The following is a 24,671-nucleotide window of genomic DNA, read 5'->3' as shown; positions in this document are numbered from 1 at the left end:
GGCCATGAACAGGAGAAAGCCATGCGAAAGACAATAGTGACGGATCAGGGGCTGAAAATTGTCATGATGATGGCGATGCTGGTGGTGATTTTTGCCGGCATTAAATCCGCCGCAGATATTATCGTCCCATTGATTCTGGCGCTGTTTCTGGCTTTCGTCCTGAATCCGTTGATTGTTTTGCTGGAGAAAGCGCGGGTACCGCGAGCGCTCGCGGTAATGCTGGTGGCGACGGTGGTGATTTGTGTGATGGTGTTTTTGACAACGACGTTGCTGGTCACGCTCAATGATTTCGCACGCACCCTGCCGCAATACCGCGGGATCATTGCCGAGAAACTGCGCCAGTACGATGCCTATTTTCCTCAGGGCGAACTGACGTTCACACCGGAACAGCTTGCAGGCTACATTGATCCGGCTGCCACGCTGAATCTGGTGAGTAAGCTCATCAGCTATCTGTCGAACGCCATGGCCGGCCTGTTCTTATTGCTGATGACCGTCGCCTTTATGCTGCTCGAAGTCCCGCAGTTGCCCTACAAACTGGAACAACTCTCAGACGATCCTGGCAAGGGCAGGGCAAATATCCAGCGCGCACTGGACAGTGTGACGCGGTATCTGGTGATTAAAACGCTAATTAGCGTCGTCACCGGTCTGGCGGTGTGGGGATTACTGGCGTTCATCGGCGTCAGGTTTGCCTTTCTGTGGGGAATGCTGGCTTTTGCCCTGAACTATATTCCGAATATCGGATCCTTCCTGGCGGCCATCCCGCCAATTATTCAGACGTTTCTGTTCAACGGCGTGAGCGACGGGCTGATGGTGACGGCGGGTTATATCCTGATTAACGTGATTTTTGGCAGCATTATTGACCCCAGGATCCTCGGGCGCGGGCTTGGGCTGTCCACGCTGGTGGTCTTCGTTTCGCTGATTTTTTGGGGCTGGCTGATGGGGCCGGTAGGGATGCTGTTGTCTGTGCCGTTGACGATTGTAATGAAAATCGCTCTGGAGCCCACCGCCGCAGGACATAAAATAGCTGTCCTGTTGGGCGATGGCGCACCAAACCGCTAGACCTTGTTTTGCTCCTCAATGTCTTGCGCATGCGATTCGATACTTCGCAGGGAAATCAGCAACTGCTGGCGGGCAAGGGGATCCAGACCTTCAAAAAGGCGGTCAATGGCGGCCTGTTTTGGCTGCTTCACCTGTTCCAGCGCCTGCTTCCCGGCGTCGGTGAGCTCAAGCAACTGTGAACGGCGATCGGTGGGATGCGGCTTTCTCACTAACAAGCCGTCTCTGTCCATTGCATCGATCGCGTCTGTGATCGTTCGCGGTGATTGTTGAAGCGCGTGCGCCAGTTCGCCCGGACGGCAGGTGCCTTCATGTGCAATGGCGGTTAACAATTTTCCACGGGCAAGTGAAAGCCCCTGAGCGGACATTGCTGCATCGACCTGTTTACGCATCAGACGAATAACGGAAAGTAATGTTTCTGTGATCTCGGCGGGAGTCGCGTCCACCATGTTTAATTCGGCCATTTTGTGAGGCTCCTCAAAATGAGGCGGGTAATCTGAACCGATTGTAGGCCTATGTATTAAAACTGCAACCGCGTGATGGGAAGGGAAAACGTGTCTGAATATTGCGAAGAGGGTGGCGGAGAAGGCAAAAAAAATGCCCCGGCGGGCCGGGGCGATTGTTTTTAGCTGTGAGCTTTATAGATCATTAACAAATCGTCTTTGATCTGGCGGCTGATGGGACTGGCAGATATGTCATCAATCGGCCAGAACAAATATTTAATCAAATTGTATATGAAACAAAACTCTAAGCGGTTGCGGACTTTTATTTTCTGCGCCAGATGACGTTTATGGACATAAACGGTGCGGCTGCTGATATTCAATTTTCTGGCAATGCGGTAGTTCGGCATCTCCGACATCCAGTAGTTCATCACCAGAATTTCCTGATCGCTGAACAACATGCGCGGTAATCCAACATTATTCCCCTGCACGTAAGCATCAGGATCTGAAGCAATCTGTTTCAAAAGTGTTGTCAGTGATTGTTTATTGAGGATAAAAACATCGCGGGTAATCGGGATCGGATCGTCACATTCCGGGTAGTTTGCGTCGATATAGCAGTAAATCCGGGCACCATGGCGGAATTCAAAGAATGCTTTCAATTCTTCAGATAATTCTGCGCTATGACAATATTGCGTCATGTTAACGAGAATCAAATCAGGCTGGAATTCATTGAAAGATTTGAGTGCCTGCGAGATATTCACCGAATCAATAATATCGAGATCATTATTCTCGATCAGATAAGAGAAAACACCTAAGCGGGTGAAACCACAGGGTTCAATAACGGAGAGTTTCATATTACATCCTTGTGTAAGCGTATGATTTACGCGTTGGAAACCACTCCTGTGATTTCTTGGGCTAGCATAGGTTTTTTTCTATAATGCTGTCAATTCGGAAATGCCAGTCTATTGATCTGGTTCAAAGTGAAACCCACCGATAAAGTGTAAAGAATAAAAGAGAACGGTCAGCAGAATATAAATGACGGTTCTCTTTCATTCCATTATTTGAAACGCGAAAGTGAAAAAGGCTTTAAATCAAAGGGGATAGGATGATTGTTAGCGAATTGCGTTACTATTTCGCCTAACACACTGGCAAATTTGAAACCGTGACCGCTCAGACCCGAAATGACCAGCGTGTTATCACGGTCAGGCAGCGTGTCGATGATGAAATCTTCATCTTCCGTCATGTCATACGTGCAGGATGCGCCACGCAGGTTGACCCCCACACCCGGCAAGAAGTGACGGAAAAAGTTAAATGACTCTGTACCGTCCTGACTGAATCCGCCATAAGGCTTGCGTTCTTCCGGCGAATTGATCCACTGCCCGCCGTTGTGCTTACCGAGCTTGAGAGCGTCTTTTACCGAAGGAAAACCGTAATATTGATCGCCCTGCTGGGTTTCGAGCGTAAAGGCGGGGAAGTGATTTTCTTCACTGTAACGTCCATCGGCGTGGAACCAGGCAAATACCTTTCGTAACGGTTTAACCGGAAGTTCAGGCAGAATTTTTGTCACCCAGGTTCCGGCGGTGACTGCCAGTTTTGCGCCACTGTACACACCATCTGCCGTGGACACTTCCACACCATTTTCCAGCCAGCGGATGCTGTCGACCGGGCAGTTAAACAACTGCGCGCAGCCCGCTTCACGCGCCAGTCGTATGTAAGCGCTGATGGCGATTTCACTTTGCAGGTACCCGGAGTGAGGCTCAAATACGCCGCAGTAGCCGTCGGGCAGCGTGAAGAGCGGCCATCTGGTGCGGATTTCTTCTGCACTCATATCCTGCGTTATCAGGTCATAGGTTTCGGCGCTGTTTTTTACATTTCCGATAAAATCTGAGTTTTCCGGGCCGATGTTCAGCACACCGCTGCGGTGGAAGACCTTTTCTTCACTGACTTCCGCCAATTCGTCCCACAGCGTCTGCGCCCTTAACAGCATCGGCACGTAACGCGCACCTTCGCCATAGGCATGGCGGATAAGGCGGGTTTCACCGTGATGGCTGCCGGTCTGATGCGGTGGCATCGCGCTGTCGATCATCAGGACTTTCAATCCTGCGCGGGTGGCGTAGTAGCCTGCCGCAGAGCCTACTGAGCCGCTGCCGACAATGATGAGGTCATAATCCATGTTACTCAGACTCCTCTGACAAAAATTTAACAAATGGTTAGGGGCATGATAGAGAGTTTACAGCAGCGAAGGCAAGCGGGGCGGCAGCAAAGAAAAAGGCACCAGGATGGAAATCGCTGGTGCCTCAGACTGGCAGATAAAGATTAGTGTTTTCGGTGATCACTGTATTCGTACTCATTCGATTCAATCTTTTCAATACCGGCTTCGAGAATGTGAATCAGTTGCCGTGCAACGTCGGTAGTCAACCAAAGTGTTCTGTCTACCTGAGCATTTTCGGGAGTCTGGTCTTTAGAAGACAGGTAATGTAGACGTATCATCATCGCGTCATAAGAGTCGACGGTACTGATATCCCAACCCACAAGCGGGTGTGTCTGAATAACTTCATCATTTCTGTCCATATAGACCCCTTATCTTGTAGTGACTAACGTGAGTGACTATCTGAGGATCAATGCGGCTCATTATCAGGTGAGCTATTTCAGTATAAACAGTTAAATCGCTTTGAGGAGTGTTTGATTGAATTTAATTGTAAAGAAATTGTATTTGTTAGTGAGTGAAAAACTGTGGAGTAAGAATTATCTGGGGATTTATGCTTTTTCGATTTTTAGCGGTGAGTCAATGTTAAGCAGAAAAGAGCAATAAAAAACCGGACTGCGACGCCCGGTAAAATACTGAAATAGCCTTGCGGCGTGGTTTGTAAAAAACCTGATTATTATAAATAAGATGGGTCAGTAAGATTGATTTTCAGGCGTTTCATCGCGTTACTCATCATTCTGATTAGAAAACCAGTCATCGGCACTTTCCCAGGTTTCCTGAAGAATTTCCTCGATCAGATCACGGTCAGTTTTTGCACCACCGAGAACGGACAAGCTATTAGCGCCGGCATAACGGACCTGAATATTATTTTCACGGTCTGAAAACTGTTTGTTGATTCTTTTACTCAATTCGCCTGATAACGCATCAAGCGCACCGACAGGCAGAGGTTTGGTTTTATCGATAGTGATTTCAACACGCATAGGACCTCCTGAATAGATTGACTGTATATTTATACAGTCAATCTGCGGGTTACGCAATAAGGAGATGAAGAGAAAATCGCACAGTGCAGTTACTTACGATTTTGTCTGACGGGTATTTAGCAGGCCGTCACTGTCCAGTTCAGGGTCTGCCCCGCCAGGAATGGCACAACGCACTCATCACCCAGGGCGATTTCCTCCGGCTGTGTCACCGGCGTGCGGGTCAGTTCGATAAAATCTTCATTGACTGGCAGGCCGTAGAAGCGCGGACCGTTGAGTGAGCTAAAGGCTTCCAAATGCTGCAGCGCGTTCATCTCTTCGAACACTGTGGCGTACGCGGGCATCGCCAAAGGAGCATTGAAACACCCCGCGCAGCCGCAGCTCGACTCTTTGCGGCCTTTGGTGTGAGGCGCGGAGTCAGTGCCAAGGAAGAAGCGCTCGGCGCCGCTGGCTATCACATTACGCAGTGCTTCCTGATGGATATTGCGTTTGAGAATTGGCAGGCAGAACAGGTGAGGACGAACGCCGCCCACCAGCATATGGTTGCGGTTAAACATCAGATGCTGCGGCGTAATCGTCGCGCCCAGATACTGATTACCTTCCAGAACATACTGAGCGGCATCTTTGGTGGTGATGTGTTCGAACACAATTTTCAGTTCCGGGAACTGACGACGAACCGGATCCATCACTTCATCAATGAAATGCGCTTCCCGGTCGAAAATATCGACATGGCTGTGAGTCACTTCACCGTGGATCAGCAGCGGCATGCCGATTTTCTGCATACGCTCCAGCACCGGATAAATGGTTTTCACATCAGACACACCATGCTGGGAATTTGTGGTGGCATTTGCCGGATACAGTTTTGCAGCGGTGAAAACACCTTGCTCGAATCCGCGGGCAATTTCGTCAGGATCTACTGAATCGGTCAGATAACAGGTCAGCAACGGTGTGAAATTATGGCCTTTGGGCACTGCGTTCAGAATGCGACTGCGGTAGGCCAGAGCAGCTTCCACAGTGGTGACTGGCGGTGTCAGGTTTGGCATGACAATCGCACGGCCAAATACTTCACTGGTGAAAGGTAACACCGTACTGAGCATATCATCGTCACGTAAGTGAATGTGCCAGTCATCTGGGCGGCGGATTCTTAAAACTTGCGGTGTTGCGGTCATCAGGCAAAACTCCGGCATTGAGAGACAAGATGTTGGATCAGGTGCGGTAATGGGAGCATTAGCGGCGGGGAACAAGAATAAGCGCAAAACCGCTGGCTTGCATCTGTTAAATAAACTTCGTATTGAAATCAATGCAGAGAAGGGGTCATAGTAGTCACAGATTTTACTCGCCGGGCTTCACGGGATCACCCGGAAGCAGGACAAAATAACAGGAGAACTACTATGGAAATCAGAGTTGTTGCCACTATTGTTGCTAAACCGGAATTTAAGGCTCAGGTAACGGAAGCTTTGCTCGAAGTTATTGAGCCCAGCCGCCAGGAAGTGGGTTGCCTGCAATATGAGCTTCATCGGGATCTGGATAAAGAAGGAACGTTCGTATTTTATGAGCGCTGGAAATCCGAAGAAGCCCTGAATCAGCACAATAACACTTCTCACTTCCAGCACTTCGCCGCGAGTCTGGAAGGTAAACTCGATGAACTCACCATTCGACGCTTGAAAACTCTGGCCTGAACATTTGCTTCCACTGAGTTGAAAACAATTCACAGAGTCTGAGACGTAAAAAAACCCGCCGAAGCGGGTTTTTTTGTACCAGTAAACCAGTTACCAGTGAGTCAGAGCATTACTTTGTCGGCATTTCAGGTTTAGTCGCTGGGGCAGTCGCCGTACTTACTGCTGAATGACCCCCTGCAGAACCTTTACCTTCAAAGTTAAACTCAGGGCGAACCCAGTCACTTTGACGGGAAGGCTCTGGCACATAGCTTGGCGCCGGTGCTTTAGTCATCGGTGACGTTGCATGATGCTTAAAGCGTGGTGCAACAGCCGCAGCCTGACTGACTACCGGAGTTTCCGCGACAGGTGCCGCTTCAACAACAGGTTTCACTTCCGGAGCTGGCGCAGGGGTAACTTCAACCGCGGGTGCTGCTACCGGAGCCTGAATCTGAACTTCTGGTTCAGCGATGACAGCTACCGGTTCAACAACAGCAGGTTCTTGCGCCTGAGGCGAAATCGCGACCACTGGTGTTTCTTCTACCGGCTCTGCTGTCTCTGGCTCAACCAGAACAGGTTCATCGGCAACAGGCTGTTCAGCTACTGCAGCAGTTTCGGATTGCGTAACTTGCTGTGCAGTATCGGCAACATGTACCTGCTCAACGTCTGGCGTTTCAACGCGAGTCGCTTCAACGGTTGGCTGCTGAGGTGTAACGTCAATGGTTTCATTCAGAACAGGGGTGTTTTCCTGTGCGATTTCAACTTGCTGAGTTAACACTTCTGGCGCTTCTGTTTCTGCAGTGTGCTCTTCAAATCGCTGACCTTGCTCAGATGCTTGAGCCACCGGGTAGGTGATCCACACTTTACCTGAAGCCATTTCCGGAGAAACGAATGCACCAGCCATTGGCATTGGTGACTGAGTCGGGTAACGCTCATCACGGTAGCGGCGACGACGTTGTCCGCTGACGCGAAGATGGCGCGGCGAACGACGTGAACGACGTGGCATACCGTTTTCACGGGCGTTGTCATTCAGGTTTTCGTCGTTATCAGACGCGTGAGTCGTTTCTGCACCCGCTTCTTCATGTGAAGTGAATGCAGGTTCAGCAGGGCGGCTGCCTGTAATCAGCAGTTGAGCAGCAGCTTCAGCTTCGGAGTCCACTTCTTCTGACTCGAAACGCACTTTCTGAGTCAACTGACGACGCTGACGACGATGCGTTGGCTGGCGATCTTCCTGCTCAGCATCATCCTGCACTGGAGCAGGAACTACCGGAGCTTCCACTTCCTGAACCACAACGTCCTGAACTTTCTCTTCCGGCTGTGTTCTGCGTTTATCATCAGAACGGCGACGCGAGCGCTCACGACGAGGTTGCTGCTGCTCTTCACGGGCGACAGTTTCCACTTCTTCGTTGCGCGTTTCAGTAACAACAGGTTCCTGATTGCGACGGTTACGGCGCTGGTCTTCACGAGGTTCGCGAGGTTCACGAGTGTTTTCGCGGGTATCACGGCTCTCGCCACGATTATCACGATTGTTATCACGGCCTTCACCACGATTACCGCGATCGGTACGCTCACCGCGTTCGCCTCGTTCGCCGTTACGTTCGCGACGTCCACCCTGACGTCGCTGATTGCGGCGATCGTTGTTACGGCGGTTTTCTGCAGATTCAGTGGTTTCCGGTTCCGCTTTTGGCTCTTCAACAGGTTTAACTTCTTGTTGAGGTTCAGCAGCGAACAAGCCCTTCAGGCCACTCAGCAGACGGCTGACAAATCCAGGTTTCTCAGCGACCGGTGCAGCAGGTGCATTGACGGTTGTCGTGCGTGTCTGTACTGGCTCATCCGGAACTGCTGTCTGCTCGAAGCTTGATGGCGGTGCTTCGCTCTGAAGAGCGAATGCGGCAAGAGCGGGTTGCTCAGGACGACGACGCTCAGACGGAGTTTCTTCTGAAGGTTGCAGCATTTCAGCTTCATGAATCTGCGGCAGCAGATAGCTCAGTGCAGAAATTTCTTCACCTTTGCGCACACGAAGAACGTGGTAGTGCGGAGTTTGCATCTGATCGTTTGGTACGATCACAGCACGCACGCCACCCTGACGTTTCTCGATGGCATTCACCGATTCGCGTTTTTCGTTCAGCAGGTAAGAAGCGATCGGCACCGGTACGATGGCGTGAACTTCTTTGGTGTTTTCTTTCAGTGCTTCTTCTTCGATCAGACGCAGAATCGACAGGGAAAGTGATTCGTTATCGCGCACAGTACCGGTACCGGCACAGCGTGGGCAGATATGGTGCGTCGATTCACCCAATGACGGGCTGAGGCGCTGACGGGACATTTCCAGCAGACCGAAACGGGAAATGCGACCGATCTGGATACGAGCACGGTCCTGACGAACCGCATCACGCAGACGGTTTTCCACTTCACGCTGATGGCGTACTGGCGTCATGTCGATAAAGTCGATAACGATCAGACCACCGAGGTCACGTAAGCGTAACTGACGAGCAATTTCATCAGCGGCTTCGAGGTTGGTGTTGAAGGCCGTTTCTTCGATATCGCCGCCGCGGGTTGCACGCGCGGAGTTGATGTCGATAGCGGTCAGCGCTTCGGTGCTGTCGATAACAATTGAACCACCGGAAGGCAGACGCACTTCACGCTGGAATGCAGATTCAATCTGAGACTCAATCTGGTAATGACTGAACAGCGGGATTTCACCTACGTACGGCTTAATCTTGCTGCTGAAATCTGGGCGTCCGAGAGCAGCGATATGCTCTTTAGCCAGTTCAAGGACTTTAGGGTTATCGATGAGGATTTCACCGATGTCCGGGCGCAGGTAATCACGGAACGCACGAACGATAACATTGCTTTCCTGATGGATCAGGAACGGAGCAGGGCGGCCTTCAGCAGCTTTCTTAATGGCATCCCAGTGTTTCAGGCGGAATGTCAGATCCCATTGCAGGGCTTCTGCGGATTTGCCGACACCGGCAGTACGCACAATCAGGCCCATGCCGTCAGGCAGTTGCAGAGAAGACAGCGCTTCTTTTAATTCAGTGCGGTCATCACCTTCAATCCGGCGGGAAATTCCCCCAGCACGTGGATTGTTTGGCATAAGGACCAGGTAGCTACCGGCCAGGCTGATAAACGTCGTCAGCGCTGCACCTTTATTTCCACGTTCTTCTTTATCAACCTGAACAATCACTTCCTGACCTTCGCGTAAAACATCTTTGATGTTCGGGCGGCCATGTGAGGCGTAATTGTTTGGGAAATATTCGCGGGAAATTTCTTTCAGAGGAAGGAAACCATGTCGTTCTGCACCGTAATCTACGAATGCCGCTTCAAGACTAGGTTCAATGCGGGTGATTTTACCTTTGTAAATATTCGCTTTTTTCTGTTCATGGCCCGGACTTTCAATATCCAAATCATACAGACGCTGTCCATCTACAAGGGCAACGCGCAACTCTTCTTGCTGAGTTGCGTTAATCAACATTCTTTTCATCTTAACTTACTCGTTATTTTTCCATTATTGACAGAGCTGCGGGCAAAATGACGTCATGACCGGATAAACCGTTGGCCCCGAGTCTTCTCGCAAATCGTCAACCTCACGGCTGTCGCTTGCATAGGGGCGCATTATTTCGGTAAGTCTGCTTTTGCTGTATTAAAGACACCAGCGTTATGAAAGCAGCACTTTTATTAGGGGAATAGCTTCTGAATTTAAGTTTACAGATCTCATTCCGTTTGCCGGCCAAGCTGCAACCCGCAGCCCGCTAATTGCTTGATTTCACATTACGTCTTACGCCATTGCTGCGTTTTTGTGCGATCAGGCAAATCTATAATTCCTGCGTTTTCCCTAACTTAAGAGAAACAACGCGGAAAGTGACTTCATTATTCCATTGCAGGCACTGTGATAGCAAGGTGACTTTTCCCGTTCTGACCAAGAATCTTATCCATCTGCGAGGCAATGCACATTGCTCATGCTTTTTATCTGGTTTTCTTGCAGGTTTTCCATGGTAGTTGCTGGTAAGCTATGAGTTAAGCACATAAAAATCTGTGGCGCGAATCGTGCCTGATATTTAGAATCCCGAGCCATGAAAACTGATAATCCAACTGTACAATTAATTCCCATTTCGGAAGATGAAGCCGGTCAGCGCATCGACAACTTCTTACTTAAAATCCTGAAAGGCGTGCCGAAAAGCATGATTTATCGCATCGTGCGTAAGGGCGAAGTCAGGGTTAATAAAAAACGCATTAAACCAGAATATAAGCTTCTTGCCGGTGATGAAGTCCGTGTTCCTCCGGTGCGAATTGCTGAAAGAGATGAAGCGCCGGTTTCCGCCAAACTGGATAAAGTCGCTGCTCTGACGGAGTGCATCCTCTATGAAGACGATCATCTCCTTATCCTTAATAAACCTTCAGGTACCGCAGTACATGGCGGCAGCGGGTTGAGTTTTGGTGTGATTGAAGGTTTGCGGGCATTGCGTCCTGAAGCCCGTTTCCTGGAACTGGTTCACCGTCTGGATCGCGATACTTCCGGGGTTTTGCTGGTTGCTAAAAAAAGATCTGCGTTACGTTCATTGCACGAGCAGTTGCGCATTAAGAGTATGCAGAAAGACTACCTTGCGCTGGTACGGGGTGAATGGCCTTCCCATTGCAAAGTCGTTCAGGCTCCGTTGCTGAAAAATATTCTGCAAAGCGGCGAGCGTATCGTGCGGGTGAATGCCGAAGGTAAACCTTCTGAAACCAGGTTTAAAATTGAAGAGCGCTACGAGTTTGCCACATTGGTTAAAGCCAGCCCGGTGACGGGCAGAACCCATCAGATCCGCGTCCATGCTTTGCACGCCGGTCATCCTATCGCGTTTGATGACCGTTATGGTGAGCGTGATTTCGATGCAAAACTGTCAGGAACAGGTCTGAATCGTTTGTTCCTGCACGCAGCAGCATTGCGTTTTGAACATCCCAATACCGGCGAGACGATGCGAATTGAGGCACCGATGGATGCCAAATTGCGTAACTGTTTGAAAGCACTGCGTGGTAAAAGCAGCGCCCGATAAGTCATCGTCTATCCTAAAAAGGGCGCACAGGTTGCGCCCTTTTTCTGGATTAAATTTAGAGAAGTGGATTGATACCGCGTTCACGCAGCAGGCCAAGCAGGGCGATAAGCGGTAAACCAATCAGTGTATTAGGGTCACGCCCGTTCAGGCTTTCAAACAGCGTGATGCCCAGTCCTTCGCACTTAAAGCTGCCAGCACAGTCGTAAGGTTTTTCTCGGTGCAGATAGCCGGAAATTTCGTCATCAGATAATGATCTGAATACAACGTTAAAAGTTTCGCACAGCGTTTGTACCTGCGAGGTTTTTACATCCAACAGGCACAGACCCGTGTAGAACGTGACAGTTTGGCCACTGGCGGCGCGCAATTGGCGAAAGGCGTTCTCAAATGTGTAGGGTTTGCCTGTGATGTGGCCATTGATGACACAGACCTGATCCGATCCAATAATCAGATGATGTGGATGCGAGACGCTGAGTGCGCTGGCTTTAGCTTGTGCCAGGCGTTGCACCAAATTTTCAGGCTGTTCCTCTGCGCGGGGTGTTTCATCAATATTTGGCGCAGCACAGCGAAAGACGAGGCCGGTTTTTTCAAGCAGTGCTTTTCTGTAGACCGAGGTTGAGGCTAAAAGCAGTTGTGGAGAAGGCATAGTCATAATTTTTTTCACAAAGCGTAGCGTTATTGAATAGTACATTTTAAACTGTTGGCCGCTGTGGAAGCGAATATTGGTGAAAGGTGCGGTTTTGAGGCCTTTTTCTTTGACTCTCTGTCGTTACAAAGTTAATATGCGCGCCCTATGCAAAAAGTAAAATTACCCTTAGCCGTTGATGCGATTCGTACCGCCCAAAAGCGTTTAGACTACTCCGGTGTTTATACGCCTGGTCAGGTGACACGATTAGCAGCATCAGTGGTGAGCGTTGACTCTGATGTCCAGACTTCTTTGTCGTTTGATATCGACAATCTTCGTCTGGCCGTTATTAATGGTCAGTCTGATGTTACTGTGACTCTGGAATGCCAGAGATGTGGTAAGACGTTTGAGCACCAGGTTCACGCAACATATTGTTTTAGTCCTGTCCGTAATGATGAACAGGCTGAAGCATTACCGGAAGCGTACGAGCCGATTGAAGTCGATGAGTTTGGCGAAGTCGATCTGCTGGCGATGATTGAAGACGAAATTATTCTTTCACTGCCTGTCGTTCCGGTACATGAATCTGAACACTGTGAAGTGTCCGACGCGGACATGGTATTTGGTAAACTGCCTGCAGAGGTGGAGAAACCAAATCCATTTGCCGTATTAGCGAGTTTAAAGAAAAGTACTTAAGGAGTAAGGTCCATGGCCGTACAACAGAATAAACCAACCCGTTCTAAACGTGGCATGCGTCGTTCACACGATGCTCTGACCACTTCCACTCTGTCTGTGGACAAGACTTCTGGTGAAACTCACCTGCGTCACCACATCACTGCCGACGGTTTCTACCGCGGTCGCAAGGTAATCGGCTGATATTTGCCAGCTACTTATTCACGTGATAAGTGCTAGCAAGGCGATACCTTGACTCGTCTAACCCTCGCGTTAGATGTAATGGGCGGGGATTTCGGTCCATCCGTCACAGTGCCTGCTTCATTGCAGGCACTTATCTCTAATTCTGAATTAGACCTTCTTCTGGTCGGCATTCCCGACGACATCACACCTTTTTTAGCCAAAGCCGATCCTTCTCTTTTAGAACGAATTCGGATAATTCCTGCTGAGTCCGTTATAGCCAGCGACATGCGCGCGTCGCAAGCTATACGCGCCAGTAAAGGAAGCTCAATGCGTGTGGCGCTGGAATTGATCAAAAGTGGTGATGCGCAGGCGTGCGTCAGCGCGGGGAATACCGGCGCGTTGATGGGATTAGCGAAACTGGTTGTAAAACCCCTGGAAGGTATTGAGCGCCCGGCGCTGATGAGCGTATTGCCCAATCAGCAGCGTAGTAAAACGGTGGTGCTGGATCTGGGGGCTAACGTTGAGTGTGACAGCACGATGCTGGTTCAGTTTGCCGTGATGGGGTCAGTAATGGCGGAGCAGGTGGTGGGTATCAGTAACCCCCGCGTTGCCTTACTCAACATCGGTGAAGAGGAAAGCAAAGGGCTGGATAACATCCGTGAAGCCGCAGCTATTTTAAAAAAAACCACCTCTATCAACTATATCGGCTATCTTGAAGGCAATGACCTTCTGACCGGTAAGACAGATGTGATGGTGTGTGATGGTTTCGTCGGAAACGTTACGCTCAAAACCATGGAAGGTGTAATAAGGATGTTTTTGTCACTGTTAAAATCCTCTGGAGAGGGTGGCAAGAAGGCCTGGTGGTTGAAGTGGTTAGGTCGGATTTTACAGAAGAAATTGCTAAAGCGTTTTAGCCATCTCAACCCCGACCAGTATAATGGCGCATGTTTGTTAGGATTACGGGGCATCGTTATTAAAAGCCACGGTGGAGCAAATCAGCGCGCGTTTGCTGTTGCTATCGAACAGGCTGTGCAGGCGGTGCAGCGGCAGGTCCCTCAGAGGATTGCCGCGCGCCTTGAAGCTGTATTACCCAAGAGTGACTGATCGTACATGTATACAAAGATTCTCGGTACGGGGAGCTATTTGCCCGTGCAAGTTCGGTCCAACGCCGACTTAGAAAAAATGGTGGATACCTCCGACGAGTGGATTGTCACCCGCACAGGTATTCGTGAACGTCGTATCGCTGCTCCGGATGAGACTGTGGCCACAATGGGCCTGCACGCAGCAGAAAAAGCACTTGAAATGGCCGGCGTCAGCGCAAGCGACGTGGGTTTAATCATTGTTGCAACAACCTCATCTTCACATGCATTCCCAAGCTCAGCCTGCCAGTTGCAGAATATGCTGGGCATTAAGGATTGCGCAGCGTTCGATCTGGCTGCTGCATGTGCAGGTTTCACCTATGCGCTGAGTGTGGCCGATCAGTACATCAAGAACGGCGCAGTAAAACATGCGCTGGTGATCGGTTCAGATGTACTGTCGCGTAAACTCGATCCTCAGGATCGCGGTACGGTGATTCTGTTTGGTGATGGTGCCGGTGCAGTCTTGCTCGGCGCATCCGAAGAACCAGGCATCATTTCCACCCATATGCACGCCGACGGACATTATGGCAATCTGCTGACGTTACCGTATCCAAGCCAGACGGAGCCGGAAAAACCTGCTTACGTCACCATGGCGGGGAACGAAGTCTTCAAAGTGGCGGTCACTGAGCTGGCGCACATTGTTGATGAAACACTGACGGCGAATAACCTGGATCGCTCCGAACTCGACTGGCTGGTGCCGCATCAGGCTAACCTGCGCATCATCAGTGCCACAGCGAAAAAGCTGGGCATGGGGATGGATAAAGTTGTGGTTACGCTGGATCGTCATGGCAACACGTCAGCGGCCTCCGTGCCAGCGGCATTTGATGAAGCGGTACGTGACGGCAGAATTCAGCGCGGGCAATTAGTGTTGCTTGAAGCATTTGGCGGTGGCTTTACCTGGGGCTCGGCGCTGGTTCGTTTTTGATTTAACAGGATCATAAAAATGACAAATATTGCAGTTGTTTTCCCTGGTCAGGGTTCTCAAACGCTCGGTATGTTGGCGGATTTAGCCGCTGCATATCCGGTGGTAGCAGAAACATTTGCCGAAGCCTCTTCGGTGCTGGGGTACGATTTATGGCAGCTGGTGCAAGAAGGACCCGCTGAAGAGTTGAACAAAACCTGGCAGACACAGCCTGCGTTGCTGGCAGCGTCCGTGGCTATCTGGCGTGTGTGGCAGCAACAGAACGGCGCTAAACCCGTTCTGATGGCAGGTCATAGCCTCGGTGAATATTCAGCGCTGGTTTGTGCCGGTGTTCTGGATTTCAAACAGGCTATTTCTCTGGTTGAACTGCGTGGCAAATTGATGCAGGAAGCTGTTCCTGCAGGCACCGGTGCGATGTATGCCATCATCGGTCTGGATAACGACGCCATTGCAAAAGCGTGTGAAGAATCTGCCCAGGGCCAGGTTGTTTCTCCGGTGAACTTCAATTCGCCGGGGCAGGTTGTGATTGCGGGTAACAAAGAAGCCGTAGAGCGTGCCGGGGCTGCCTGTAAAGCCGCGGGTGCAAAACGCGCCTTACCGTTACCTGTCAGCGTGCCGTCTCACTGTGCTTTAATGAAGCCAGCAGCAGATAAAATGGCCGTAGCACTTGAAAACATTACCTTCAGTGCACCACAGTTCTCTGTGGTCAACAACGTGGATGTTAAAGTAGAATCCTCGCCTGACGCGATCCGCAGTGCATTAATTCGTCAGCTATACAGCCCGGTACGCTGGACTGAATCTGTCGAATTTATGGCGGCTCAGGGTGTAGAGCAGTTGGTCGAAGTAGGGCCTGGTAAGGTGCTGACAGGGCTGACGAAACGTATTGTTGATACCCTGACGGCTGTCGCAGTGAACGACACTGCAAGCTTGACAGCGGCGCTGGAACAGTAAAAAGAGGATATTATGAGCTTCGAAGGCAAAATTGCACTGGTAACAGGTGCCAGCCGTGGTATTGGCCGCGCTATCGCAGAAAAACTGGTTGCTGGCGGCGCGAAAGTGATCGGCACGGCGACCAGCGAGAAAGGTGCTGAAGCGATCGGTGAATATTTAGGCGATAACGGCAAAGGTATTATGCTCAATGTGGTTGATTCTGCATCTATTGAGCAAGTATTGACGACGATTCGAGCTGAATTTGGCGAAATTGATATTTTAGTTAATAATGCCGGCATTACCCGTGATAACCTTCTCATGCGTATGAAGGATGATGAGTGGCAGGATATCCTGGATACAAACCTGACTTCAGTGTTTCGGCTGTCAAAAGCTGTCATGCGGGCTATGATGAAGAAACGGTGTGGACGGATTATTACAATTGGTTCCGTTGTTGGCACCATGGGTAACGCAGGGCAGGCGAACTACGCGGCGGCTAAAGCTGGCTTGATTGGTTTTAGTAAGTCTTTGGCGCGTGAAGTTGCTTCACGTGGCATTACTGTCAACGTCGTGGCTCCCGGCTTTATTGAGACGGATATGACAAGGGCGTTGACAGATGATCAACGCGCAGGCATTTTGTCATCAGTTCCAGCCAACCGGTTGGGCGATGCCAAAGAAATTGCCAGCGCCGTTGCTTTTTTAGCCTCTGACGAGGCCAGCTATATCACCGGTGAAACATTACATGTCAATGGCGGCATGTACATGATTTAAAAATTACGAAATTATTTGCGTTTTTTGCGGTAAAAACCGCAAAATAGAGCAAATTCGTGGTTTGAACAGCCTGGATTTAGTTGCATCTTTTTCAACATTTTATACACTACGAAAACCATCGCGAAAGCGAGTTTTGATAGGAAATTTAAGAGTATGAGCACTATCGAAGAACGCGTTAAGAAAATCATCGTTGAACAGCTGGGTGTTAAACAGGAAGAAGTAGTGAATGCTGCATCTTTCGTAGACGACCTTGGCGCTGATTCTCTCGACACCGTTGAGCTGGTTATGGCTCTGGAAGAAGAGTTTGATACCGAGATCCCTGACGAAGAAGCTGAAAAGATCACTACTGTTCAGGCAGCAATTGATTTTATCAACGCTAGCCAACAGTAAGCGTACATGCTTTAAGTTTAGATAGTTAGGCGGTCATTTGACCGCCTAAGTTTTTTTTATCCCACGGTATTACTACTTTTTTCCCTCCCTGGAGGACACCCGTGTCTAAGCGTCGAGTTGTAGTGACTGGACTGGGCATGCTGTCTCCTGTCGGCAATACTGTAGAGTCCACTTGGAACGCTCTCCTTGCCGGTCAGAGTGGCATTAGCCTGATCGACCATTTTGATACTAGCGCCTACGCAACACGGTTTGCAGGCTTAGTTAAAGATTTCAACTGTGAAGAGTTCATCCCGCGCAAAGATGCCCGCAAGATGGATGCCTTTATTCAGTATGGTATTACCGCCGGTATTCAGGCGATGCAAGACTCAGGGCTAGAAGTGACGGCTGAGAACGCGCCCCGCATTGGTGCGGCGATCGGTTCCGGTATCGGCGGGCTTGGTCTGATAGAAGAAAACCATTCCTCATTGGTTAACGGCGGACCACGCAAAATCAGTCCTTTCTTCGTTCCTTCCACCATCGTAAACATGATCGCAGGCCATTTGAGCATTATGTTTGGATTGCGTGGACCGAGCATTTCTATTGCTACAGCCTGTACTTCTGGCGTACACAACATTGGCCATGCGGCACGTATTATCGCGTATAACGACGCTGACGTGATGCTGGCAGGCGGCGCAGAAAAAGCCAGTACTCCTTTGGGTGTGGGTGGTTTTGGCGCGGCCCGTGCGTTATCGACGCGCAATGACAACCCTCAGGCGGCAAGTCGCCCTTGGGATAAAGATCGTGATGGTTTCGTACTGGGTGACGGCGCAGGCATTATGGTGCTGGAAGAGTATGAACACGCCCGCAAACGTGGGGCGAAGATTTACGCTGAGATCGTCGGTTTTGGCATGAGCAGTGACGCCTTCCATATGACCTCACCGCCAGAAGACGGTGCAGGTGCTGCGCTGGCAATGGAAAATGCGTTACGTGATGCAGGCATTTCTGCCTCTTCAGTGGGTTATATCAACGCGCACGGCACATCCACCGCTGCGGGAGATAAAGCCGAGGCTCAGGCGGTGAAATCTGTCTTTGGTGCGGATGCGCATCGCGTGCTGGTCAGTTCCACTAAGTCGATGACCGGACACTTGTTAGGCGCTGCCGGCGCGGTAGAATCCATTTTCACGGTTCTGTCGCTGCGCGATCAGGCGGTTCCTCCAACCATCAACCTGGATAATCCGGATGAAGGTTGTGACCTTGACTTCGTGCCTCACGAAGCACGTCAGGTCAAAGATATGGAGTACACGTTGTGTAACTCATTCGGATTCGGTGGCACTAATGGTTCACTGGTGTTCCGTAAGATCTGAGTCAGTCGGTGATGACTGAAATAGAAGGCCCGTTGATCGGGCCTTTTTGCTGTCTGGATGAAAGGGCGCCCCTCAAACGGCTGTTCAACAGAATGCGTGTTGATGCCAGCTGTAGATTGCAGTGCGGTAAAGTCGGAATGCTCCACTTGCTGAGATGAGCCTGCTCCCGCAGGCTCTGCTGACAGAAATTTTGATGCCCGGAGGGTGTAACCATGTGGATTAACGGTGTGGTGACAAATGCATTGCCGGCAGGCGACCGGGCGGTGCAGTTTGGCGACGGTTGCTTTACAACCGCGCGGGTGATTGAGGGAGACATTCAGTTTCTGCCCTTACACATTGCCCGCATGCAGAGAGCCGCCAGCGCCCTCAGCATTACTCAGGCTGACTGGCAGGCGCTTGAGTCCGAAATGATGCAGGCCGCATCGGGACATGCTCAGGGCGTGGTGAAAGCGATCCTCACCCGCGGTCAGGGAGGGCGCGGTTACAGCGCCGCAGGATGCAGTGCCCCATCGCGCATTGTCTCTTTCTCTGATTATCCTGCCCATTATCACCTGTGGCGTGAGCAGGGCGTGAAGCTCATATCAAGCCCGGTCACGTTAAGCAAGAATCCATTGCTGGCCGGTATCAAACATCTAAACCGGCTTGAACAGGTCATGATCCGCATGCATCTTGACCAGACGGACGCCAATGAGGCACTGGTGGTTGACACCTCCGGTTGCCTGGTGGAATGCTGTGCGGCCAATTTATTCTGGCGCAAGGGGAACCGCGTTTACACCCCGGATTTATCGCAGTCTGGTGTGGACGGCATTATGCGCCAGCACATTATTCGGGAGCTGCGTGCAAGGTCAGACTGGACAGTCGATATTGTCAGTGAAACGCCGGAAACACTGGCCGATGCTGATGAGATCCTGATTTGTAACGCATTAATGCCATTATTACCGGTGACGCAAGTGAATGAACGCCATTATTCCTCGCGACATTTGTACGATTTCCTGCGCCACAGTTGTTAAAAAGTGAACAATCTATGACACACAAAAAAACTAAAATCCTCGCCCTGATTGTCCTGATCCTGCTCGGGATGGCGGCATTTTCCTACCACAAAGTGAAACAGTTCGCTGACCGTCCGATTAACGTCAGCAGCGAAACCATTTTTACCCTGCCAGCGGGCACCGGGCGCGTGGTGCTGGAAACATTACTGATCGATAAAAAACTCATGAAACCCAATCCGTGGTTTCCCTGGTTGTTGCGCCTTGAGCCTGAACTGAGTGAATTCAAAGCGGGCACTTACCGTTTTGAGAAAGGTATGACCGTTCGCCAGATGCTCGAGTTGCTGAAAAGTGGCAAAGAAGCGCAGTTCAGCATTCGTTTTGTCGAAGGCTTTAAGCTCAGTGACTGGATGAAGGTTCTGGATAATTCAGAGTTTATTAAACATGAATTAAAAGGCAAAAGCGGGGAAGAGATCGCCGCAGTGCTGGGCATGACCGACACGAAAAATGCCGAAGGTTGGTTGTATCCTGATACCTATCACTACACGGCGGGCATGACGGATTTATCGCTGCTTAAACGTGCGCACGTGCGCATGGAAAAAACCGTTGCGGATATCTGGAAGGAGCGCGCGGATGCCTTACCCTATAAAACGCCTGCTGAGTTGGTGACAATGGCGTCAATCATCGAAAAGGAAACGGCAGTCAAGGGTGAACGCGCAGAAGTGGCATCGGTATTCATTAACCGTCTGCGCATTGGTATGCGTTTGCAAACCGATCCGACGGTCATATATGGCATGGGCGAAAGTTATACCGGCAATATTCGCAAAAAAGATCTCGAGACGCCAACGCCGTACAATACCTACGTCATTTCCGGTTTGCCGCCTTCGCCCATCGCGATGCCAAGTGAAGCTTCTCTTCAGGCTGCGGCACACCCTGCAAAAACGCCCTATCTTTACTTTGTCGCTGACGGCAAAGGCGGGCATACTTTCAGCACTAACCTTGTGAATCATAACAAGGCGGTTCGCGTGTATTTAGAGGCTCTGAAGAATAAGAATGAAAAGTAACTTCATTGTAATTGAAGGCCTTGAAGGGGCGGGCAAAACGACCGCTCATGAAGTGGTTGTGAATGCGTTACGCCAACATGGCGTCGAAGAAATTGTTTTTACCCGTGAACCCGGCGGCACGCCGCTGGCGGAAAAGCTGCGGGATTTATTTAAACGCGGCGTGGACGGTGAAAAACCTACCGTGAAAGCTGAAGTGCTGATGCTCTACGCAGCGCGTGTTCAGTTGGTTGAGACGGTGATCCTGCCCGCTCTGGCGCGTGGTGCATGGGTGGTGGGGGATCGTCATGATCTTTCTTCCCAGGCCTATCAGGGCGGTGGCCGCGGTATCGATGCGGCGCTGATGAGTTCGCTGCGTGACACCGTACTGGGTGACTTTCGTCCCGATCTGACGCTCTATCTTGACCTTCCACCCGCGCTTGGCCTGCAACGAGCCCGCGCCCGTGGCGAGCTGGATCGTATTGAGCAGGAAGCCTTGCCGTTTTTCGAACGCACGCGTGCCCGTTATCTGGAACTTGCTGGTCAGGACAGCCGCATCAAAACCATTGATGCCTCTCAGACTATCGCACAGGTGACTGCGTCTATCGAACAGACGCTGAAAAACTGGTTCGATGAACAATCATTGGCGCAAGGCCGCGCATCATGAGCTGGTATCCGTGGCTCAGCGCCCCCTATCGTCAGCTGATTGGACAGTATCAGACCGGCCGGGGACATCACGCCGTACTGATGCATGTTGCGGCAGGCATGGGCGACGATGCGCTGGTCTACGGGCTAAGCCGCTGGTTGTTGTGTCAGCATAAAGACGGTGAGAAAAGCTGCGGCAAATGCCACAGCTGCCAGCTGATGATCGCCGGAAACCACCCTGACTGGCATGTGCTGCAACCCGAAAAGGGTAAAAGCTCACTGGGCATTGATCCGGTGCGTCAGCTGATTGAGACGCTCTACAACTATTCGCAGCAGGGCGGGGCGAAAGTTGTGTGGATCCCGCAGACCGAATTACTCACGGAAGCGGCAGCCAACGCTTTGCTCAAAACGCTGGAAGAACCTCCGGCCGGAACCTATTTTCTGCTGGGCTGCCGTGAACCTTCTGCGTTACTGGCAACTATCCGCAGCCGCTGTTTCTACTGGCATCTGCCGGTGCCCGAAGAAGCATTGTCGGTTCAGTGGATCAACCGTCAGCTCAGCGCAGATGTGATAACGGTCAGAACCGCATTACGCCTGACTCAGGGGGCGCCTCTTTCTGCGCTCGAACTGTTGCAGCCGGAACGCTGGAAACAGCGTCTGGCGCTATGCCAGCAGCTTTTCACCCAGTGTCAGCAGCAGGATATGTTGGCTCTGCTGCCACAGCTGAACCATGATGATGCCGCAGACCGCATCAGCTGGCTGGCTTCGCTGCTGCTGGATGCCATCAAATGGCAGCAACAGGCTGCGCAGTTTATCGTTAATCATGACCAGCAACCTCTGATCGCGTTGCTTGCCAGCGCGCAGCCCAATGCGTCACTGCAACAATCCGTATCGGCATGGATGCAGTGCCGTCAGCAGTTGCTCTCCATTACAGGTGTGAACCGCGAACTGCTGCTGACGGAGCAATTGCTCGAATGGGAACATATGTTGCAGGGCGCAGTTGTCCCTTCTTACTTCAGTTCTGACCTGTCGCGCTGAACCCCACTTTCAATCGTAATGAGTTAACCACTATGTTTTTAGTCGATTCCCATTGTCACCTCGACAGCCTGGATTACAACGAACTGCATTCCGGCGTGGACAACGTGCTGGAAAAGGCCCGTGAGCGTGATGTGAAATTCATGCTGGCGGTCGCCACCACGCTGCCTGGCTATGAGGCGATGACTCAACTGATTGGCGATCGCCCTGATGTGGCGTTTTCCTGCGGTGTACATCCTCTGAATATTGATGACGGTTATGACTTTGCGGAACTGCGCCGTCTGGCCGCCAGCCCGAAAGTGGTAGCGATGGGCGAAACCGGTCTGGACTATTTCTATCAGAAAGAAGCGCACCAGCTGAAGTTGCAGCAGGACTCTTTTCGCGAGCACATCCGCATTGGTCGTGCGCTGAATAAACCGGTGATCGTCCATACCCGCGATGCCCGTCAGGACACGCTGGATATTCTGAAAGAAGAGAATGCCGGGGAATGCGGAGGCGTTCTGCACTGTTTCACTGAAGATTTGCCGACAGCAGAATTCCTGCTGGATCTGGGCTTTTACATTTCCTTCTCCGGCATCGTGACGTTTCGTAATGCAGAAGCCTTACGCGAAGTTGCCCGCTACGTGCCGCTGGATCGTCTGCTGGTGGAAACTGACTCGCCTTATCTGGCACCGGTGCCTCATCGTGGAAAAGAAAATCAGCCTGCTTACGTGCGTGATGTTGCCGAATACATGGCGGTGCTTAAAGGCGTCAGTCTGGAGCAACTGGCAGAGGCGACAACTCAGAACTTTTCACGATTATTTCATGTCGACACTTCCTCCTTGATCTAGGCTGTAGCTTAGTCATATTCGCTGGATTTATTTTTCACCTCGTAATTAATCGTCTGAATGAGGTATCTTGGCACCGTTTTTCGGTTGTCGGGAAAGCCTCATTCGGATTTTTCGTGTGAAAGTGACGGTTTTTAATCCAGTTTTTCAGCATTTTTCAGAAAAACGTGACTGCCATCAAACATTAACAAAGGGATTTATTTTACCCTGCGTAAAAATTAAAAGGGGTGCTCAGACACCCGACGGCAACGGGGTTTCAGACCGCTTGCTACGCGGTGAGTTATCAGGCTACACCGCATGAAGTATCAAAAAGCATCATTACTCAGGAGCACACTCAATTATGTTTAAGAACGCGTTTGCAAACCTTCAGAAGGTCGGTAAATCGCTGATGTTGCCAGTCTCCGTACTGCCAATCGCAGGTATTCTGCTTGGCGTCGGTTCTGCAAACTTTAGCTGGCTTCCGCTGATCGTTTCTCATGTCATGGCCGAGGCTGGTGGTTCAGTCTTCGCTAACATGCCTCTGATCTTCGCTATCGGCGTTGCTTTAGGCTTTACGAACAACGACGGTGTTTCTGCACTGGCGGCCGTTGTGGCATACGGCATCATGGTCAAAACCATGGCGGTTGTGGCTCCACTGGTTCTGCATTTACCGGCTGAAGAAATTGCAGCCAGCCATCTGGCGGACACCGGCGTACTGGGCGGTATTATCTCCGGTGCGATTGCGGCATACATGTTCAACCGTTTCTACCGCATCAAGCTGCCTGAATATCTGGGCTTCTTCGCGGGCAAACGTTTTGTGCCAATCATTTCCGGTATGGCGGCGATTATTCTGGGTGTGGTTCTGTCCTTCATCTGGCCACCTATCGGCAGCGCTATCCAAACCTTCTCTCAATGGGCTGCTTACCAGAACCCGGTAGTGGCATTCGGTATCTACGGCGTGGTAGAACGCGCACTGGTTCCGTTTGGTCTGCACCATATCTGGAACGTTCCTTTCCAGATGCAAATCGGCGAGTACGTCAACTCTGCGGGCCAGGTGTTCCACGGCGACATCCCACGTTACATGGCGGGTGACCCGACTGCGGGTAAACTGTCCGGTGGCTTCCTGTTCAAAATGTACGGTCTGCCGGCAGCTGCTGTGGCTATCTGGCACTCAGCAAAACCTGAGAACCGTGCAAAAGTCGGCGGGATCATGATCTCCGCTGCACTGACTGCGTTCCTGACCGGTATCACTGAACCGATCGAGTTCTCCTTCATGTTCGTTGCGCCGATCCTGTATGTGATCCACGCGATTCTGGCAGGTCTGGCGTTCCCAATCTGTATCCTGTTGGGGATGCGTGACGGTACCAGCTTCTCACACGGTCTGATCGACTTCATCGTGCTGAGCGGCAACAGCAGCCGCATCTGGCTGTTCCCAGTGGTGGGTGCGGTTTATGCGGTGGTTTATTACAGCATCTTCCGCTTCCTGATTGCCAAACTGGATCTGAAAACGCCAGGTCGTGAAGACTCTGCAAGCGAAACCACGGCTCAGGGCGGTTCAGAAATGTCTGCGTCTCTGGTTCAGGCTTTCGGCGGCAAAGACAACATCACCAACCTGGATGCCTGTATCACCCGTCTGCGTGTCAGCGTGGCTGATATTTCCAAAGTTGATCAGGCTGGCCTGAAAAAACTGGGTGCAGCCGGTGTGGTTGTGGCGGGTTCTGGTGTTCAGGCAATCTTTGGTACCAAGTCTGACAACCTGAAAACTGATATGGATGAGTACATGCGCAGCCATTAATGCTGAGCGGTACCTGTTCTGAGAAAGGAGG

Annotated in this window: 25 protein-coding genes; 17 read left to right on the top strand and 8 right to left on the bottom strand. The window is 51.0% G+C overall.

What is annotated here, in order from left to right:
- Positions 1–21 precede the first annotated feature (21 nt).
- On the top strand, positions 22–1,059 hold the full coding sequence (locus ACO0U8_RS03555; RefSeq protein WP_056778719.1) for an AI-2E family transporter: 1,038 nt from the start codon (positions 22–24) through the stop codon (positions 1,057–1,059).
- Here ACO0U8_RS03555 and ACO0U8_RS03550 read toward each other — a convergent pair.
- From ACO0U8_RS03550 to pyrC, 6 genes are all read right to left on the bottom strand, one after another.
- The gene (locus ACO0U8_RS03550; RefSeq protein ID WP_056778722.1) at positions 1,056–1,520 is read right to left on the bottom strand and encodes a MarR family winged helix-turn-helix transcriptional regulator; all 465 of its coding nucleotides are present in this window, start codon (positions 1,518–1,520) and stop codon (positions 1,056–1,058) included. The genes ACO0U8_RS03555 and ACO0U8_RS03550 overlap by 4 nt on opposite strands.
- Positions 1,521–1,681: 161 nt before the next feature.
- Entirely contained in the window at positions 1,682–2,350 is a 669-nt protein-coding gene (locus ACO0U8_RS03545) for a LuxR C-terminal-related transcriptional regulator (protein ID WP_056778725.1), read from the bottom strand.
- Between the two features lie 203 nt (positions 2,351–2,553).
- On the bottom strand, positions 2,554–3,669 hold the full coding sequence (solA, locus tag ACO0U8_RS03540; protein ID WP_421670289.1) for an N-methyl-L-tryptophan oxidase: 1,116 nt from the start codon (positions 3,667–3,669) through the stop codon (positions 2,554–2,556).
- 143 nt (positions 3,670–3,812) lie between these two features.
- The gene (gene bssS, locus ACO0U8_RS03535) at positions 3,813–4,067 is read right to left on the bottom strand and encodes a biofilm formation regulator BssS (protein ID WP_056778730.1); all 255 of its coding nucleotides are present in this window, start codon (positions 4,065–4,067) and stop codon (positions 3,813–3,815) included.
- A 360-nt stretch (positions 4,068–4,427) separates the two neighbouring features.
- Positions 4,428–4,682 (bottom strand): DNA damage-inducible protein I, encoded by a 255-nt coding sequence (gene dinI, locus ACO0U8_RS03530; RefSeq protein WP_056778732.1) that lies wholly within the window; start codon positions 4,680–4,682, stop codon positions 4,428–4,430.
- Between the two features lie 116 nt (positions 4,683–4,798).
- Positions 4,799–5,848, bottom strand: a complete 1,050-nt coding sequence (gene pyrC, locus ACO0U8_RS03525; protein WP_421670288.1) for a dihydroorotase — start codon at positions 5,846–5,848, stop codon at positions 4,799–4,801.
- 222 nt (positions 5,849–6,070) lie between these two features.
- Between pyrC and ACO0U8_RS03520 the strand changes: the two genes are divergently transcribed.
- Entirely contained in the window at positions 6,071–6,358 is a 288-nt protein-coding gene (locus ACO0U8_RS03520; protein WP_056778737.1) for a putative quinol monooxygenase, read from the top strand.
- A 109-nt stretch (positions 6,359–6,467) separates the two neighbouring features.
- On the opposite strand, the gene rne is transcribed toward ACO0U8_RS03520, so the two are convergent.
- Positions 6,468–9,815 (bottom strand): ribonuclease E, encoded by a 3,348-nt coding sequence (gene rne, locus ACO0U8_RS03515; protein WP_421670287.1) that lies wholly within the window; start codon positions 9,813–9,815, stop codon positions 6,468–6,470.
- 589 nt (positions 9,816–10,404) lie between these two features.
- On the opposite strand from rne, the gene rluC reads away from it, so the two are divergent.
- The gene (gene rluC / locus ACO0U8_RS03510; RefSeq protein WP_421670286.1) at positions 10,405–11,367 is read left to right on the top strand and encodes a 23S rRNA pseudouridine(955/2504/2580) synthase RluC; all 963 of its coding nucleotides are present in this window, start codon (positions 10,405–10,407) and stop codon (positions 11,365–11,367) included.
- 55 nt (positions 11,368–11,422) lie between these two features.
- Here rluC and ACO0U8_RS03505 read toward each other — a convergent pair whose 3' ends face one another.
- On the bottom strand, positions 11,423–12,016 hold the full coding sequence (locus ACO0U8_RS03505) for a Maf family protein (RefSeq protein ID WP_274388826.1): 594 nt from the start codon (positions 12,014–12,016) through the stop codon (positions 11,423–11,425).
- Positions 12,017–12,157: 141 nt separating this feature from the next.
- On the opposite strand from ACO0U8_RS03505, the gene yceD reads away from it, so the two are divergent.
- From yceD to ptsG, 14 genes are all read left to right on the top strand, one after another.
- A complete protein-coding gene (gene yceD / locus ACO0U8_RS03500; protein ID WP_056778749.1) occupies positions 12,158–12,682 on the top strand; it encodes a 23S rRNA accumulation protein YceD in 525 nt (174 codons plus the stop codon).
- Between the two features lie 12 nt (positions 12,683–12,694).
- On the top strand, positions 12,695–12,862 hold the full coding sequence (rpmF, locus tag ACO0U8_RS03495; protein ID WP_013576249.1) for a 50S ribosomal protein L32: 168 nt from the start codon (positions 12,695–12,697) through the stop codon (positions 12,860–12,862).
- A 48-nt stretch (positions 12,863–12,910) separates the two neighbouring features.
- Positions 12,911–13,945, top strand: coding sequence for a phosphate acyltransferase PlsX (gene plsX, locus ACO0U8_RS03490; protein WP_056778751.1), 1,035 nt, complete (start codon positions 12,911–12,913; stop codon positions 13,943–13,945).
- Positions 13,946–13,951: 6 nt separating this feature from the next.
- Positions 13,952–14,905, top strand: coding sequence for a beta-ketoacyl-ACP synthase III (locus ACO0U8_RS03485; RefSeq protein ID WP_056778754.1), 954 nt, complete (start codon positions 13,952–13,954; stop codon positions 14,903–14,905).
- A gap of 18 nt (positions 14,906–14,923) precedes the next feature.
- Complete coding sequence (fabD, locus tag ACO0U8_RS03480) at positions 14,924–15,853, top strand: ACP S-malonyltransferase (RefSeq protein WP_136376926.1); 930 nt, start codon at positions 14,924–14,926, stop codon at positions 15,851–15,853.
- Positions 15,854–15,865: 12 nt separating this feature from the next.
- Positions 15,866–16,600 carry a 3-oxoacyl-ACP reductase FabG gene (gene fabG, locus ACO0U8_RS03475; protein WP_122095740.1) on the top strand — a complete coding sequence of 245 codons (735 nt, stop codon included), beginning with the start codon at positions 15,866–15,868 and terminating at the stop codon, positions 16,598–16,600.
- Between the two features lie 153 nt (positions 16,601–16,753).
- Complete coding sequence (gene acpP, locus ACO0U8_RS03470) at positions 16,754–16,990, top strand: acyl carrier protein (protein WP_015690190.1); 237 nt, start codon at positions 16,754–16,756, stop codon at positions 16,988–16,990.
- Positions 16,991–17,091: 101 nt separating this feature from the next.
- On the top strand, positions 17,092–18,333 hold the full coding sequence (gene fabF / locus ACO0U8_RS03465; RefSeq protein WP_072158133.1) for a beta-ketoacyl-ACP synthase II: 1,242 nt from the start codon (positions 17,092–17,094) through the stop codon (positions 18,331–18,333).
- Positions 18,334–18,545: 212 nt separating this feature from the next.
- Positions 18,546–19,343, top strand: a complete 798-nt coding sequence (gene pabC / locus ACO0U8_RS03460; RefSeq protein WP_217204816.1) for an aminodeoxychorismate lyase — start codon at positions 18,546–18,548, stop codon at positions 19,341–19,343.
- A gap of 14 nt (positions 19,344–19,357) precedes the next feature.
- Positions 19,358–20,383, top strand: coding sequence for an endolytic transglycosylase MltG (mltG, locus tag ACO0U8_RS03455; RefSeq protein WP_217204815.1), 1,026 nt, complete (start codon positions 19,358–19,360; stop codon positions 20,381–20,383).
- Positions 20,373–21,026 carry a dTMP kinase gene (gene tmk, locus ACO0U8_RS03450; RefSeq protein ID WP_056778772.1) on the top strand — a complete coding sequence of 218 codons (654 nt, stop codon included), beginning with the start codon at positions 20,373–20,375 and terminating at the stop codon, positions 21,024–21,026. The genes mltG and tmk overlap by 11 nt, the downstream gene beginning before the upstream one ends.
- Positions 21,023–22,042, top strand: coding sequence for a DNA polymerase III subunit delta' (holB, locus tag ACO0U8_RS03445; protein WP_421670285.1), 1,020 nt, complete (start codon positions 21,023–21,025; stop codon positions 22,040–22,042). The genes tmk and holB overlap by 4 nt, the downstream gene beginning before the upstream one ends.
- A 32-nt stretch (positions 22,043–22,074) precedes the next feature.
- On the top strand, positions 22,075–22,869 hold the full coding sequence (locus tag ACO0U8_RS03440; protein WP_183846415.1) for a metal-dependent hydrolase: 795 nt from the start codon (positions 22,075–22,077) through the stop codon (positions 22,867–22,869).
- Positions 22,870–23,206: 337 nt separating this feature from the next.
- The gene (ptsG, locus tag ACO0U8_RS03435) at positions 23,207–24,640 is read left to right on the top strand and encodes a PTS glucose transporter subunit IIBC (RefSeq protein ID WP_414071349.1); all 1,434 of its coding nucleotides are present in this window, start codon (positions 23,207–23,209) and stop codon (positions 24,638–24,640) included.
- Positions 24,641–24,671 lie beyond the last annotated feature (31 nt).

This window comes from Rahnella sp. EDr1-12 (assembly GCF_049206505.1).
Classification (GTDB): domain Bacteria; phylum Pseudomonadota; class Gammaproteobacteria; order Enterobacterales; family Enterobacteriaceae; genus Rahnella; species Rahnella rivi.
This window is presented reverse-complemented; position numbering and strand designations above follow the sequence as displayed.

Coding starts and splice junctions, on each gene's coding strand:
- pabC (WP_217204816.1), top strand. CDS start 18,546: ATGTGGATTAACGGTGTGGTGACAAATGCATTGCCGGCAGGCGACCGG.
- rluC (WP_421670286.1), top strand. CDS start 10,405: ATGAAAACTGATAATCCAACTGTACAATTAATTCCCATTTCGGAAGAT.
- rne (WP_421670287.1), bottom strand. CDS start 9,815: ATGAAAAGAATGTTGATTAACGCAACTCAGCAAGAAGAGTTGCGCGTT.
- ACO0U8_RS03555 (WP_056778719.1), top strand. CDS start 22: ATGCGAAAGACAATAGTGACGGATCAGGGGCTGAAAATTGTCATGATG.
- mltG (WP_217204815.1), top strand. CDS start 19,358: ATGACACACAAAAAAACTAAAATCCTCGCCCTGATTGTCCTGATCCTG.
- rpmF (WP_013576249.1), top strand. CDS start 12,695: ATGGCCGTACAACAGAATAAACCAACCCGTTCTAAACGTGGCATGCGT.
- fabD (WP_136376926.1), top strand. CDS start 14,924: ATGACAAATATTGCAGTTGTTTTCCCTGGTCAGGGTTCTCAAACGCTC.
- holB (WP_421670285.1), top strand. CDS start 21,023: ATGAGCTGGTATCCGTGGCTCAGCGCCCCCTATCGTCAGCTGATTGGA.
- fabG (WP_122095740.1), top strand. CDS start 15,866: ATGAGCTTCGAAGGCAAAATTGCACTGGTAACAGGTGCCAGCCGTGGT.
- ACO0U8_RS03545 (WP_056778725.1), bottom strand. CDS start 2,350: ATGAAACTCTCCGTTATTGAACCCTGTGGTTTCACCCGCTTAGGTGTT.
- ACO0U8_RS03485 (WP_056778754.1), top strand. CDS start 13,952: ATGTATACAAAGATTCTCGGTACGGGGAGCTATTTGCCCGTGCAAGTT.
- yceD (WP_056778749.1), top strand. CDS start 12,158: ATGCAAAAAGTAAAATTACCCTTAGCCGTTGATGCGATTCGTACCGCC.
- ACO0U8_RS03505 (WP_274388826.1), bottom strand. CDS start 12,016: ATGACTATGCCTTCTCCACAACTGCTTTTAGCCTCAACCTCGGTCTAC.
- ACO0U8_RS03520 (WP_056778737.1), top strand. CDS start 6,071: ATGGAAATCAGAGTTGTTGCCACTATTGTTGCTAAACCGGAATTTAAG.
- ACO0U8_RS03440 (WP_183846415.1), top strand. CDS start 22,075: ATGTTTTTAGTCGATTCCCATTGTCACCTCGACAGCCTGGATTACAAC.
- pyrC (WP_421670288.1), bottom strand. CDS start 5,848: ATGACCGCAACACCGCAAGTTTTAAGAATCCGCCGCCCAGATGACTGG.
- bssS (WP_056778730.1), bottom strand. CDS start 4,067: ATGGACAGAAATGATGAAGTTATTCAGACACACCCGCTTGTGGGTTGG.
- solA (WP_421670289.1), bottom strand. CDS start 3,669: ATGGATTATGACCTCATCATTGTCGGCAGCGGCTCAGTAGGCTCTGCG.
- tmk (WP_056778772.1), top strand. CDS start 20,373: ATGAAAAGTAACTTCATTGTAATTGAAGGCCTTGAAGGGGCGGGCAAA.
- ACO0U8_RS03550 (WP_056778722.1), bottom strand. CDS start 1,520: ATGGCCGAATTAAACATGGTGGACGCGACTCCCGCCGAGATCACAGAA.
- ptsG (WP_414071349.1), top strand. CDS start 23,207: ATGTTTAAGAACGCGTTTGCAAACCTTCAGAAGGTCGGTAAATCGCTG.
- acpP (WP_015690190.1), top strand. CDS start 16,754: ATGAGCACTATCGAAGAACGCGTTAAGAAAATCATCGTTGAACAGCTG.
- dinI (WP_056778732.1), bottom strand. CDS start 4,682: ATGCGTGTTGAAATCACTATCGATAAAACCAAACCTCTGCCTGTCGGT.